Source organism: Streptomyces niveus (genome assembly GCF_001723055.1).
GTDB lineage: Bacteria > Actinomycetota > Actinomycetes > Streptomycetales > Streptomycetaceae > Streptomyces > Streptomyces niveus.
In genome coordinates this window covers 1-12088 of the sequence record NZ_MDCR01000070.1, presented here as the reverse complement: position 1 = coordinate 12088, position 12088 = coordinate 1, and the positions used below count along the sequence as shown (strand labels likewise).

General features: G+C 70.5%; 9 protein-coding genes, 1 tRNA gene and 1 pseudogene. 3 read left to right on the top strand and 8 right to left on the bottom strand.

The window, feature by feature from the left end; translation table 11 throughout:
- The 3 genes from BHU15_RS09990 to BHU15_RS09980 form a co-directional block, all read left to right on the top strand.
- A partial coding sequence (locus BHU15_RS09990; protein ID WP_069626859.1) for a DNA polymerase III subunit delta' occupies positions 1-1158 on the top strand: 1158 nt, incomplete at its 5' end.
- A gap of 86 nt (positions 1159-1244) precedes the next feature.
- Positions 1245-2771 carry an alpha/beta hydrolase gene (locus tag BHU15_RS09985; protein ID WP_069626858.1) on the top strand — a complete coding sequence of 509 codons (1527 nt, stop codon included), beginning with the start codon at positions 1245-1247 and terminating at the stop codon, positions 2769-2771.
- A gap of 114 nt (positions 2772-2885) precedes the next feature.
- Positions 2886-2959 (top strand) — tRNA-Thr (locus BHU15_RS09980).
- A gap of 47 nt (positions 2960-3006) precedes the next feature.
- Here BHU15_RS09980 and BHU15_RS09975 read toward each other — a convergent pair.
- The 8 genes and pseudogenes from BHU15_RS09975 to BHU15_RS09940 form a co-directional block, all read right to left on the bottom strand.
- On the bottom strand, positions 3007-4395 hold the full coding sequence (locus BHU15_RS09975) for a tyrosine-type recombinase/integrase (protein WP_069626857.1): 1389 nt from the start codon (positions 4393-4395) through the stop codon (positions 3007-3009).
- A 62-nt stretch (positions 4396-4457) separates the two neighbouring features.
- A complete protein-coding gene (locus tag BHU15_RS09970; protein WP_069626856.1) occupies positions 4458-4661 on the bottom strand; it encodes a helix-turn-helix domain-containing protein in 204 nt (67 codons plus the stop codon).
- A 479-nt stretch (positions 4662-5140) separates the two neighbouring features.
- Positions 5141-6616 (bottom strand): AICE element replication initiation protein, encoded by a 1476-nt coding sequence (locus tag BHU15_RS09965; RefSeq protein ID WP_069626855.1) that lies wholly within the window; start codon positions 6614-6616, stop codon positions 5141-5143.
- Positions 6617-6620: 4 nt separating this feature from the next.
- The gene (locus tag BHU15_RS09960) at positions 6621-7463 is read right to left on the bottom strand and encodes a bifunctional DNA primase/polymerase (protein ID WP_069626854.1); all 843 of its coding nucleotides are present in this window, start codon (positions 7461-7463) and stop codon (positions 6621-6623) included.
- Positions 7460-8185: a DNA cytosine methyltransferase gene (locus tag BHU15_RS09955; RefSeq protein WP_069626853.1), complete on the bottom strand. Its 726-nt coding sequence runs from the start codon at positions 8183-8185 to the stop codon at positions 7460-7462. Before BHU15_RS09955 ends, BHU15_RS09960 begins: the two co-directional genes overlap by 4 nt.
- An 85-nt stretch (positions 8186-8270) precedes the next feature.
- A complete protein-coding gene (locus BHU15_RS09950; protein ID WP_069626852.1) occupies positions 8271-8579 on the bottom strand; it encodes a hypothetical protein in 309 nt (102 codons plus the stop codon).
- A 221-nt stretch (positions 8580-8800) separates the two neighbouring features.
- Positions 8801-10951 carry a hypothetical protein gene (locus BHU15_RS09945; protein WP_069626851.1) on the bottom strand — a complete coding sequence of 717 codons (2151 nt, stop codon included), beginning with the start codon at positions 10949-10951 and terminating at the stop codon, positions 8801-8803.
- Positions 10951-12088 (bottom strand): annotated as a pseudogene (locus BHU15_RS09940) (hypothetical protein); the annotation flags it as partial. The pseudogene BHU15_RS09940 and the gene BHU15_RS09945, both read right to left, overlap by 1 nt.

Genomic DNA, 12088 nt, shown 5'->3' with positions numbered 1-12088 from the left:
CTCACCGCCGCGGCCCGTGACGCGGACGCCCGGGTCACGGCCGATTCCTCGGGCACCCCGCCGCCCGAGGCGACCAAGATGACGCACGCGTGGCTGTTCACCGGCCCGCCGGGCTCCGGCCGTGCCACCGCCGCCAGGGCCTTCGCCGCCGCCCTCCAGTGCACCAGCCCGGACCGCGCGCTGGGCGGTGTGCCCGGCTGCGGGTTCTGCGACGGCTGCCACACGAGCCTGATCGGTACGCACGCGGACGTCGAGGTGATCCGCACCGACCTGCTCTCCATCGGCGTGAAGGACACCAGGGAGTTGGTCCGCCGGGCCCAGCTCTCGCCCGCCGTCGGACGGTGGCAGGTCATCGTCCTCGAAGACGCGGACCGTCTCACCGAGGGCGCGGGCAATGTGCTGCTGAAGGCCGTCGAGGAGCCCGCGCCCCGTACGGTCTGGCTGCTCTGCGCCCCTTCCCTGGAAGACGTCCTGCCCACGATCCGCTCCCGCTGCCGCCATCTGACACTGCGTACGCCACCGGTGGACGCCGTCGCGGACGTCCTGATGCGGCGCGACGGCATCGAGCCGGAGGCCGCCGCCGCGGCGGCCCGCGCCACCCAGGGGCACATCGGCCGCGCCCGCCGTCTCGCCACGGACGAACGGGCCCGCGCCCGCCGGGCCACCGTCCTCAAGGTCCCATTGCGCGTCGAGGACATCGGCGGTTGCCTCCGGGCCGCCCAGGAACTCATCGACGCGGCGGGGGAGGACTCCAAGCAGGTCGCCGAGGACGTGGACGTCAAGGAGACCGAGGAGATGAAGGCCGCCCTCGGTGCCGCGCCGGGCGGCCGGATGCCGCGTGGCACGGCGGGCGTCATGAAGGAACTGGCGGACCGCCAGAAGCGCCGCTCCACGCGTACGCAGCGCGACAGCCTCGACCTGGCGCTCACCGATCTGACGGGCTTCTACCGGGATGTGCTGGCGATCCAGTTCGGCTCCCGGATCGGGCTGGCCAACGACGACGTACGGGACTCGCTCGACCGGATCGCGAGAGCGTCGACCCCGGAGGCCACGCTGCGCCGGATAGAGGCGATCGTGGCCTGCCGCCAGGCGCTGGACCGCAATGTGGCGCCGCTGCTGGCGGTGGAGGCGATGACGGTGTCGCTGCGCGCCGGCTGAGCCGCCCCCGGCCGTCCGGTGGGTGGGCAGTCACCCGTACGGACACAGAAACGGGACACTTACCGCACGGCGGCTAGGCTCCTCAGATGGACTTCAGGCGCCTCTTCCGTCTCTCCGCCACCGGGCTCACCGCGGCCGTACTGCTCGTCTCCGGCTGCACTTCCGGTGGTTCGTCGTCGGGCGGGGCGTCGCCGGAGTCCGGGGCGCCGGCCGAGCTGAAGAAGTTCTACGGGCAGAAGCTCGGCTGGCGTGAGTGCGGTGTCCCCGGCTTCCAGTGCGCCACGATGAAGGCGCCGCTCGACTACGACAAGCCGAACGGCACCGAGATCAAACTGGCGGTCGCCCGCAAGAAGGCGACCGGCCCCGGCAAGCGCCTCGGCTCGCTCCAGGTCAACCCGGGCGGCCCCGGCGGCTCGGCGATCGACTACCTCCAGGGGTACGCGGGCATCGGCTACCCGGCCCCGGTCCGCGCGCAGTACGACATGGTGGCGATGGACCCGCGCGGTGTCGCCCGCAGCGCGCCCGTCGAATGCTTCACCGGCCCGGAGATGGACGCCTACACCCAGGTCGACCAGACCCCCGACGACATGGCCGAGCGGGACCTGCTGGCGGCCTCCTACAAGAAGCTCGCGCAGGGCTGCGAGAAGCGCGCGGCCGAGGTACTCCCGCACGTCTCCACCGTCGAGGCCGCCCGTGACATGGACATCTTCCGCGCCGTCGTGGGCGACAAGAAGCTGATGTACGTCGGGGCGTCGTACGGCACGTTCCTCGGCGCCACGTACGCCGAACTCTTCCCCACCCGCGTCGGCCGCCTCGTCCTCGACGGCGCGATGGACCCCTCCCTGCCGGCCGCCGAACTCAACCGAGACCAGACGGCGGGCTTCGAGACGGCCTTCCAGGCGTTCGCGGCCGACTGCGTCAAGCAGCCGGACTGTCCCCTGGGCTCCGGGTCGCCGGCCGACGCGGGCCGACGCATGAAGGACTTCTTCAACGACCTCGACACCAAACCGGTCCCGACCGGCGAAGAACGAAAACTGGGCGAGTCCCTGGCGACGACGGGTGTGATCAACGCCATGTACGACGAGTCCGGCTGGCCCGGCCTCCGCGACTCCCTCAGGAGCGCGATGGACGGCGACGGCTCCGGGCTCCTCGCCCTGGCCGACAGCTACTACGAACGCGAGGGCGACGGCTCGTACACGAACCTCATGTACGCCAACGCGGCCGTGAACTGCCTGGACCTCCCGGCCGGCTTCACCAGGCCCGCCGAGGTCGAGAAGGCGCTGCCCTCCTTCGAGAAGGCCTCCCCGGTCTTCGGCACGGGCTTCGCCTGGGCGTCCCTGAACTGCGCCTACTGGCCGACGAAGGCGACCGGCACCCCCCACCGCATCGAGGCGAAGGGCGCCCCGCCGATCCTCGTGGTCGGCACCACCCGCGACCCGGCGACCCCCTACAAGTGGGCCCAGTCCCTGGCCGAGCAGCTCTCCTCGGGCGTCCTGCTGACCTACGACGGCGACGGCCACACGGCGTACGGCCGGGGCAGCGACTGCGTCGACACGGCGATCAACACCTACCTCCTCGAAGGCACCCCGCCGAAGAACGGCAAGAAGTGCTGACCACACCCCCCTCCCCACCGGAGGACTGGTGCGGGGCACCCCCAAGAACCCTGTAGACTTGGCGCCGCTGCTGATGCGAACCTGACCGTGCGCGGACAGACAACTCCGCAGCTTGCCGCCTTAGCTCAGTTGGCCAGAGCAACGCACTCGTAATGCGTAGGTCTCGGGTTCGAATCCCGAAGGCGGCTCCGCTTAAGCCCCAGAACTCACTCGCCGTGATCTGGGGCTTTTGCTTTTACCGGATGCGGCGACGGCGGCGGGCGCGGGCGCTCCGACTGTCCGTGGTCTCAGTTCTGGTCTCAGACGTGGGTTTTTCGGCGGTGGGGAAGAACGCGTCTCCCATGCGCTGCATGGCGTCCTTGGAGAGTGTGGACCGGCCCTTGACGTACCGGCGGGTCTGGCTGACCTGGGTGTGTCGCAGGATCTCCATGATGGTCACCAGGTCGACCCCGAGTTCGTTCAGGATCGTGCCGGCGGTGTGGCGGCTTCCGTCGTAGAGGCGGCGGTCGCTGATGCCCGCTTCGGCGAGGAGTTCCTTGAACTCTTCCCAGTCTGCGCGGGGATCGAGTGGCCGGCCGTCGGACCGGGTGAACACCGCATCGTGCTCCTGCCACATCTCGGCGGCCGTCGCGCGTGCTTCGACCTGTTGGGCCTTGTGCTCGCGCAGGTGGGGCACGAACGGCGGCGGGATGGGTACGGGGTTCTGGCTCTTTTTCGTCTTCGGCCGGGTGAAGACGAGCCCGCCGCCCTTCCGCTGCGGGCAGGTGCTCGCGTGGCGGGTGCAGGTCTTCGGGCAGGGCTTAGGGCAGCCGCGGGTGTAGCCCTTGTGCGTAAGGCAGTTGGGCGGGCAGGGCTCGAAGCGGTGGAGGCGGGCCCCGCAGGCGTGCGGCTGGGGACAGCCGTGGCGCCAGGTGAGGCGTTGAAGCTGCCAGCGCGGGTGGAACAGCTCGTTGTCGAGGTCGACGTACGACCAGCGCAGCCCGAGGGTTTCGCCCTGCCGGAAGCCCATGCCGACACCGACAATCCAGCGCATGAACGTGGGCCGTTTGGCCGCCGCGAGAAGGAACGCCTTCGCCTGCTCCTGAGTGAAGGGGTTCGCCTCGGTCTCATCCACGGACGGCGGGTCCACGAGCGTGGCTACGTTCTCCCCGATGATCCGGCGGCGGTGCGCAATCTTCAGGGCGCGCGAGAGGATGCGGTGCACCTTGACCACGTGGGACGGCGCGTGTCCGGCGTCGAGCATGGCCCGGTACATCTTCTCCAGGTGCTCGGGCTGGAGCTTGTCGAGCCGGTGGGCACCGACGCCGGGGATGATGTCGTTGCGGGTCTTGGACCAGTAGTCATCCAGCGACCGGGGCTTGAGCTTGAGGCTCGCGATGTCGGTGAGGTAGGTCTCCATCCACCCGGCCACGGTCGGCTTACGCCCGGCCTTCGGAGCGCGGCCCTTGTCGCGCAGCGCTTCCAACGCCTTCACCTTGCGCTTGATCTCCGGTTCCGTGCGGGCCCTGCGGTGGCGCCGGTCGGGACTACCGTCGTCCCTGACGCCCATCGTGACGCGTCCGTGCCACCATCCGTCACTGCCCAGGTAGATGGTCGATTCCATGTTCGGCTTGCGGGGGCTCATGCGTTCCTCCATGCAAGAGGCGGCCCCGGACTGGAGTCCGGGGCCGCCTCGGTTTGCGCTGGTCAGTGGGGAAGGGGTTCGAGGTGGTCCACGTACGCTTCGAGGTCGCTCCGGCGGATGCGCCGGCAGCGGCCCTGCTTGACGTACTTCAGAGCCCCGGCGGCCATCAGCTCGTAGACGGTGGAGCGGCCGAGGGAGAGCGCTTCGGCGGCCTCCTCGGGCTTGTACAGCAGTCGGTCGACGGGGGCGGCAATCACGGTGCTCATCCGGGGTGCCTCCTGGGCAGTTCGTTTTGGCCTTCGGGGAGTTGGGCTTGGGTTTAGGCCCGTGTGTGTCCGAGGTTCGGATTTCTGCGTCATTGCGTCATCAGCGTCATTCGGGCTTCTGACCTGGTGTTTTGTGTGACGCAGTGGTTCGGGTGTGCGTCATCGCCGCGTCATGGGCTGCGTCATCCATGACGTGGCCCATGACGCAGATGACGCAGGATGACGCAGAGACCGGCGTCTGCGTCATGCCTGTCTGCGCAGGTCAGGGGTCGGTTTCCGTCCCGTGTGACGCAGATGACGCAGCGTTCCCTCTCTTAGGACAAAAGAGGGGGTGTCTGTAGTGGTGCGGTGCACCTCAGAGCGTGAAGAAGGGGCCGCTTCGCGGCGCGACCTTGGGGCGGCGTTCGCCGAACAGCAAGAGGAGCACCCTTGGCCGCTGGTGCTCCTCTTGCTTGTCCGAGCGAGCGGCCCGCACGCGGTCAGAACGCTTGCTTCTGCTCGTGTGGGGGCGGTGCGGCCGGGCGAGCCATTTCGAGGTAACGGCCCTCGCTGGTACGGCCGGTGTCGATGAGGACACCGCGCGCTGCCAGGGTCGGCTGGAGGCGCTTGAGACGGTCGGACAGCACCTTGCCCGTGGTGGGCCACCCCTTGGGCAGGGGCCGCAGTTCCTCGCCGCTGTGGAGGCGACTGAGGCAGGACAGCCACTCGGTGGACGTCATCCGCTGCGCCGACCCAGGGTCGATGCTGTCGGCATGCCGGAGGACGGTCTGCGCGAGGAGATCGCCCTCGATCACGTCGTCATTCAGGTCGTCCAGACTCGCCCGGTACGCGGGGAGTACCCCGAGACCGGTTGCCGCGTCGAGCTGCGCGCACAGGTGCGCGAAGTCCGCCATCCGCAAATCGGTCGGGGTCTCCGCCTCGGCAGCGCGGACCTTGACCGCGAGGTCCAGCAGGGAGCCGAGGACGACGGGCAGCGCTTCCGCGTACTCCGCCCAGAGTTCCGCCTCGGTGCGCCTGACGCGTGGGCGCTCAAGACGTAGCGGCAACAGCCGCTCCGCAAGGTCCGGGCGGATCACGCCGACGTCGATACCGGTCAGGAGCAGGGGCCGGCGGTAGCCGACGCGGAACACGTCCCCGTCGGTGAACAGGGCGCGCTTCACGCTCTCGACCCCGGTCACGATGCAGCACATCGCGTCGGACAGGTCCGGCGTCATGTGGGACAGGTTGTCCAGGGCCGTGACCCACCCTGCCGCGACGGCCGCGATCAGGTTCTCTTCATCCTTCGGTGCCCGGCGCAGGTCGCCGCTCATGCCCTCGACGATCCGCACGAGCATCCGCCCACCGGTCGACTTGCCCGCACCTTGCGGTCCGGTGAGGAACGGCGCGGGGACGGGAACGGTCGGCCCGAGGCAGCCGATCAGCCAGGCGAGTGCCAGGCACTCGGTCTCGGCGGTGGCGAAGTTGCACAGCCGCATCAGGAGGTCGATGCCCTTGCCGTCGCTGTCCTTGACGGGAAGGGGCAGTTCGCCGGTGAGCTGGGTACGGCGCCAGCACACCTCACGCGGGACCGGGACGGTGATGTCCCACCCGGTGGGGTGGATGCGGACGGACTTCCCGTCGTCGCGGCCGAGGTCGAGCCACGTCGCGCCGTCGAATCCGGGGGCGACGCGGATGTGCACGGGCTGAACGTCCTCGGTCAGCGCCAGCGCCTCGATGAGGTCCAACGCCTCTTTGAGGGCGGTTCCGTTGAACACGCCGAGCCCGTCCTTGTACAGCCCGACCATGAGTTCCTGCCGGTGGCTGCCCGTCGTGCCCTGCGAGCGGATCGGACGGGCCACGGGGTGGTTCTTCTTCTGCGCGTAGACGGTTCCTTCGGCGGTGCGGAAGTACCGGAAATGCTCCTGCGCGTAATCGGTGATGACCTCGCGCCCCGGAGTCTTCTCGTCGTCAGCCACAGCCCTACACCCCCAGTGCCGTACGGGCGTTGGCCCACGCGACGGTGCAGTGCCGCGGGGACTCTCCCTTAGCCTGCGCGGCGAGGAACAGCCGCTGAACATGGGTCTCGGTGAGGCAGCCGCACCGGCCGTGGGTGGACAGCACGGCGAGGAAGACGCGGTACACGGTGTGGTGGACCGCGCTCCGAGCCTCGGCAATCCGGCCTTCCGCCATGGCTATACCGCGTTCCAGGTAGGCGGGCGTGCGGTGACGGCACTCCCTACCCCCGGCCGATACGGGCACGGAGACGGCCACCCCACTGTGCTGCGGGGCGGGCCGCGTCTTCACGATCAGCGCGCGAACGGCGTCCGGCAAATCCGCCATGGTCCCCGTGCCGGGACCCAGCCAACGGGCATAGGAAATGGACGACTTGACGTCCACGCCAGCTCGCACGTTGTTCGCGGACTGCATGGCACCGAGGTAGATCCAGTGCTCCCCACGCGTCGTGGCCACGGTCCGGGTCGGCGGAAGGCTCCCACGCGCCCACGCGATCGCCGACGCGTTGTCGAGGTCCACGACGGTCAGCCCGGCACCACCGGGGTGGTAGGCAACCGCCCGCGCCTCACGCCACGCCCCCGCCCACGGCCGGGAGGACAGCACGGCGGTATCGGTGGTCGCGGCGGCCCATCCGTGGCACGGCGCCGGGCAGACGCACGCGCCTGCCGTCTTCATGTTCGGCCGGCCGCCACAGGCGTTGTCACGGCATGCCGAGCAGTTCCCGAACGGCAGCTTCCCCGCCCGCAGAGGCAGCACCGGCACACCCGCGCCGGCCAAATCCAGAGCGGTAGTCAGGAGTGACGCGCTCATGCCGCCACCCCCAACTCCAGGGCGCCGGTCATGGACGCGAGGAACGCGCCCCCGATCCACTGCGTGTACGCGGGCGGCAGTGCCTCGCGCAGGTTGAAGTGGTCCGTGGACCAGTCGATGCCCTTGGCCCACCGGATCTCTTCGGTCGTGGCCTTGCCGCCGCCCTTGCCGTAGGCGGCGACGTACGGCCCGTCGCGGTAGACGCCGTGGCGCCAGCCGCGTACGTAGCCACGGTGCGCGGGGTGGACCGGGCGTGCGGTGGTCCAGCCTCCGAGTTCGAAGTAGCGGTGCATCAGCACCCCGAGTCCGAACATCTCGCCGCACAGGGTGATGTCCTTGCGGACATCGGAGCCGGGCACGTTCTCGATCGCGTACGGGCGCCCGGTCGTTTCGAGCGCGGCGCGGGTGGGGGCGATCAGGCGGGGGTGCTGCCGGCCGATGGCCTTGTTGCGGGCGGCGTTGGTGCCCTTCGTGGGGGCGCCCTCGCCCTGGCAGGGAGGGGAGGTGTGGATGAAGTCGAACCCGGCGCCGTGGGCGCGGATGAACTCGATCGCGTCGCCCTGGACGAAAGTGTCACCGCAGTAGTCGGGCATCGGCCGCAGGTCCACGCCGGTGACGTGGAAGCCAGCCCGCTGGTAGCCGCGTGCGGCACCACCGATGCAGCAGAAGGCGTCCAGCACCTTCAGCACGCGGGCTCGCCGGATCGGGACAGGTTGAGTCATGCTGGAGACCTCCGTAGGTCTGTTGAGGACCGGAGAGGCCGGGGCGACCGCGAATCCTTTGCCGAGGGGTGCGGTCGCCCCGGCGTCATTTGCCGTTCGGGCGGGCGAGCTTGAGGGTGAGTCCGCCGATGCCGATCGGTCCGGCGGCGCCCGCGATGGCGGCGGCGGTGTGGGCGGCGTACTCGAGCAGCGCGAGAACCGCGGCGACGGTGCCGATGAGTCCGAGCGCACATGCGCCGGTGATGACGATCGGGATCAGGTAGGCACGTGCCGGGCGTCCGGTCTGCGGGGCGTGGGTGACGATGACGATGGGCCGGCCGGTGGTCTGTGCCTGGCGGTAGAGGTCGGCGGGGATGTGTGGGGCGAGGGTGCCCGGCGGTTCGCGGTCGGTCATGACGTGGCCCCTTCCGGGTACGGGCGGGCCCCGCCGGAAGGTGTTCCGGCGGGGCCCGTGAAGCGGCGTGCACTTGTCGTGTCGCTTGTCGTGCGGGTTGTCGCTTGTCTTGTCGCTTGTCGCTTGTCGCCTCGCAGGTCAGAGACCCGATTCGGCGCCCTCGACACCCGTAAGGCGCTTGTTTGCGCGGTGGGGTGACAGGCGACAGGGCTGGGCTTGGGTCACTCGCCGCCGGGGGTGCCGGGGGCGTGCCGGCGGTGGACGTAGCGGGTCTTGGTGCCCGACCCGATCCGTACCGCTTCCCCGTCGTCGGTCCACGCCTTGAGCCAGCCGACGACGGTCTGACGGGTCGTGCCGAAGTCGTCCGCGAGTTCGCGGGCGATCGCGGAAGCACCGGTTCCCTCGGGTCCTGCGGCGAGCAGCAGCGCCAACGCGGCCTGCCGCGCGTCGCTGTCCCCCTCGCGCAGCGCGGACAGGTTCAGCCCGGTCGCGGCCGGCCGCTCATCCCCGACGGGCGGTTCGGGGGTGTTGCCGAGGTGGGCGTCGACTTCCTCCATGAACGCCCGCACTGCCGCTTCCTCGTCCGGCGTGCTCTCGCTCGTGTCGTGCAGGGCCGACAGGTTCAGCCCGCCACTGGTACCGCTCGTGGCCGGTGTCGACGTCGGCCCGGTCGCCGCCTGGGCGGGGTCGGGGCTGAGGTAGGTCCGCATCCACGCCGTACGCCCGGTGTCCCAGCGTCGCGTGTAGGCGGGTCCGGCGGCCTGCGCGGAGGTGGTGTCGAGTACGGGGTGGCGGTCGGAGGTGGCGGTGACGATGTCGCGAATCTGGTTGGGCAGGATCCGCCAGTTCTTGAACAGCGCCGCGGGTGATTCGGGGGTTCCCATGAACCCTGAGCCCTTGTACGGGGCCTGGTCCACCCTGAGCCCGCGGGATCCGGGGAACAGCTTGGACAGGTCCATGCCTTCGGTCTCGCCACCGGTGAGCGCGACGCGCACCTTGGCCTCCCGCCGGATCATGAGGTTGCCGAGGACGGATCCGGTGGCCCCGAGCGCGGTCAGCACGGTGCGGATGCCCATGGCGCGGGCGATGCGGATGACTTCGAGGATCTTCGCGGCGAGCTTCCGCATCTGCGGGTCGTTGCTCGCCAGGATCTCCGCACCCTCGTCAATGACCACCATGACCTGCGGAATGCTCGCGCTCACCGGCAGGAGATCGGTGTTGGCCTGCGAGAGGAGGTCCTGGTAGGCCATCTTGCGGTGCTTGGCCACCTTCACCGCCGCATCCAGCATGAGCACGGCTTCGTCGTAGGTTCCGGCGAGCCAGTCCACACCGGGGCGCATCCCGCTCGTGGTCTGCCCCTGACTGTCGAGTGCGGGGCGGACCCAGGGCAGGCCGGCCGACCCGGCGTTGAGGTCGATCACCCACGTCAGCACGTCCGTCGCGCGGGCGAACGAGGCGAGGATGACGTGAACCATGTTCGTCTTGCCCGACCCCGTCGGCCCCACCACCAGCGCGCACTGCTCACGCAGGTACGCGCAGATCTCCTCTGCGTTCGTCCGGTAACCCCACGGAAGACCCGTGTAGATCGACAGCGGCCCGTAGTCGGTGGGGTAAGTGAGTTCCGCCGACAGGACGTCGGCGGTGGTGACGTCGATCAGGACGCGTCCTTGGTGGATGCCGGGGCCTGCGGTGGCGGTGCAGCCGTGCGGCAGGCGGGCGTCCGCGCTGAGCTTGGCGGACTCCTTCGCGATCCGGTCGTACGTCGTGCCGCCGGCGGGGAGTTCGGCGTCGATCGTGAACCCGGTCCCCGTCGGCCACATCTCGACCGCGAGCACGCGCAGGGTGATCCCGCACACCCGCTGGATCCGGTCGACCCATTCTGCGGCGATCGCCCGCCGGTCCGCACTGAGTTCCGCAGCCACCTGTCGTGCCGCCGCGGCCAGCGCCTCCTCTTCCCGCGCCTCTTCGTACAGGCTGGCCGTGCGGGCAGCGGCGCCCATGCCGATCCCGATCGTGGCCAGCGACCCGAGGGCCGCCCAGGTGAGGGGCCCGGTGGTCATGGCCCACGTGGTCCACCCGGCACCGACCAGCCAGGACGCGGCGCGGGTGGCGATCGTGCGCCCCGCGTTCCGCACCCGGAGCCCTGCGATGGTGTGGCCGAGCGCCCCGGCGACACCCGCCGTGAGCGCCCAACCCGCGGGCATTCCGGTGGCGGCGCCGGTGGTGGCGACGGCGAAAGCACCGGTCGTGGCGGACAGGGCGCCGGTCACCGGTCCGTGGCCGGCGGCCCAGTCCCACACCGGCCCCGTGCTGTCCTGCTGCTTCTTCGGGCTCTTCGAGGTGTTCTTGCTGGTGGTGGTGTTGATGGTCATCAGACGTTCCAGCCCTTCTCGGCCTCGGGGCCGTTGCGGGGGTCCTCGTGGCGGGCGATGTCCTGCTCGTGCGCCTGCCGGAACAGCGGACCCAGGTCACCGGCCGCGTCCACGGCGTTCATCAGGGCCCGGAAGATGTCGTCGAAGCCGACCGCGACGTCCTTCTCCAGCGGGAACTCACTGTCGGAGCGCTCCGCCAGGATCTGGAAGGTGCTGGCCACACTGGTCAGGGCCTCGGGCAGGTTCTCGACCATGGCCAGGATCTCCATGCCCCCGTCCGGGTCGTACGTGCGCGCCGCGTTCTCCATCTCGGCCGCGGCCTCTTCGAAGCGGAAACCAGACACGTTCACTACCTCCAGGAGCGGGGCGGGAATGCCGGGGATGAGCTGTGCGGGACGCTGGACGCGGTCCCCGATCACGTCGTCGTCGTTCTCAGCCGCGGCGTCGAGCGCGGCCTCTTCCTCTGCCAGCGCGGCGCGGATCGCCTCGTCACGCACGTCGCGGTCCAGCCGCGCGGCACCGACGAGGCGCCGGTAGAAGCGGCGGCCGGGGTGCATCAGCCAGCGCCAGCCGAGCTTGCGACCCAGCGGGGTGGTGAGCATGCCGAGCACACCCAACGGCGCCGCGAACACTGCGGCGAGCAGGCGCCGGCCGTGCATCCGCAGCGCGGAACGACGCAACGCCGAACGCGCCCGACGACGCGCGTTCGCCTTGCGGAGCGAGTCGCGCCTGCCGTCGACCTTCTGCTGAGCACGGCGGTCACGCGCCGCACGGACCTTGCCGACCCCCGCATCCCGCAGCCGCCCGACCTGCCCCATGCCCCTCGACACGGCGCGGCCGATGCCGCCCTTGCCCCTGGAACGAGCGGCGCGGGCCGCCGCCTTGGCAGCCCGGCGGGCATCCGCCACCCTCCGGCGGGCCTGCGAGTTCTGCGTACGGGCCGCGGCACGCGTCGGCGCCTGCTCCTTACGCGCCTGACGCAGCGCCCGGACCTGCTTCAGCCGACCGGCGGGTGTCCGCCCCGACGAGGTGCGGGGGGAGGTGAGCGACGAACGTCCACCGGAGCGGTTCCCGCTCGCCGGGGCCACGTCCCGTACAAGCAACGGCCGGCACACCGCCCCGGCGAGCGGGAACCGC